We start from the raw sequence: 1,561 nt of genomic DNA, 5'->3' as shown, positions 1-1,561 counted from the left end.
TAATCGGTGGTTATTACAAGGCGAAAGAAGGCGTGCTTGATTTAGTTCACGATCGTACGTTAAATGTTGAGATTTTAATGATCATTGCAGCGGTTGGTGCAGCATCAATCGGTTATTGGCATGAAGGAGCTATTTTAATATTTATTTTCTCTGTAAGTGGTGCACTTGAGACGTATGCGAATCAAAGAAGTGAGCGTGATCTTTCTAAGTTAATTCAACTTGCACCTGATGAAGCCAATAAGTTAAATGGTGATGAATCTGTCACGCAAGTCCGATTAGACGATTTAAAAATTGGTGACCGAGTACTTGTGAAAAATGGTGAAAGAATTCCAGTTGATGGTGTCATTTTAAGTGGTCACAGTTCAGTTGATGAGTCAACAATCACAGGTGAGTCACTTCCAGTTGATAAAAAGGAACAAGATGAAGTGTATAACGGGACGATTAATGGTGCGGGGTCACTCGTTGTAAAAGTGACGAAAGAAAACAAAGATTCGTTGTTCCAAAAGATGATTCGTCTTGTGGAAGAAGCAAAAGAAAACCGCCCACCAAGTCAGCAGTTAATTGAAAAAATTGAAGGGCCTTATGTTATTACGGTCTTAGTCGTCGTTGGTATTATGCTAATATCCCCATTAATATTTGGCTTTAATTTTGAAGAGACATTTTATCGCGCGATGGTGTTGTTAGTTGTAGCATCACCGTGTGCTGTTGTTGCTTCAATTATGCCGACGCTTTTATCGGCCATCAGTACTGGCGCTAGGAAAGGCGTGTTGATGAAAGGCGGCATGTATCTCGAACAACTTTCAAAGATGAAGGCTGTGGCGTTTGATAAAACAGGTACGATTACTAAAGGTGAACCCGTTGTAACAGATTTTTATGTGACAAATGGTGTCGATCGAGTCGATGCTTTAAATCAAGTTGTAGCGATAGAAAGGCAGTCCAACCATCCAATTGCAGAGGCGATTGTCGCATATGGTGAGAAGCAAAATGTGGAGAATGGACTTGATGTAGATTGGACTGAAGGGTTAACTGGACACGGTGTAAAAGCCGTCGTGCAAGATGAAACGTGGTATATCGGAAATGAACAGCTCGTCGGTGAAATATTATCAGGTGATGAGTTGCCAGAAGAGATTGAAGATCGGAAATCAGCACTTCAAAATGAAGGCAAGACAATTATGTTCATTGTGAAAGGTAGTAAAGTCATCGGTTTAATGGCAGTAAAAGATGAAATCCGTCCCGAAGCAAAGGCGTTAATTCAGTCATTAAATGATCGTGGTATTAAGACGATTATGATAACAGGCGACCACGAACAAACAGCAAGGAAAATTAGTGAAGAAGCTGGCATTAATGAGTGGATTTCGCAATGTCTTCCCGAAGAAAAAGTCCATCAAGTAGATGACTTGAGAAAACAATACGGTTCGGTTGCGATGGTCGGTGACGGTGTGAATGACGCACCGGCTATGGCAAAAGCGGATATCGGAATTGCGATGGGATCTGGAACTGATGTAGCAATCGAGACGTCTGATATGGTGCTTATGAATAGTGAACTACAAAACATTAACTT

Annotated in this window: 1 protein-coding gene; it reads left to right on the top strand. The window is 40.9% G+C overall.

The features are described 5' to 3' along the window. A partial coding sequence (locus tag A194_RS0116230) for a heavy metal translocating P-type ATPase (RefSeq protein WP_017187828.1) occupies window positions 1-1,561 on the top strand: 1,561 nt, incomplete at both ends.

Source organism: Alkalibacillus haloalkaliphilus C5 (assembly GCF_000269905.1).
Lineage (GTDB): Bacteria > Bacillota > Bacilli > Bacillales > Alkalibacillaceae > Alkalibacillus > Alkalibacillus haloalkaliphilus_A.
Note: the sequence above shows the minus strand (reverse complement) of the source record. Positions and strands in the feature narration are given on the sequence as shown.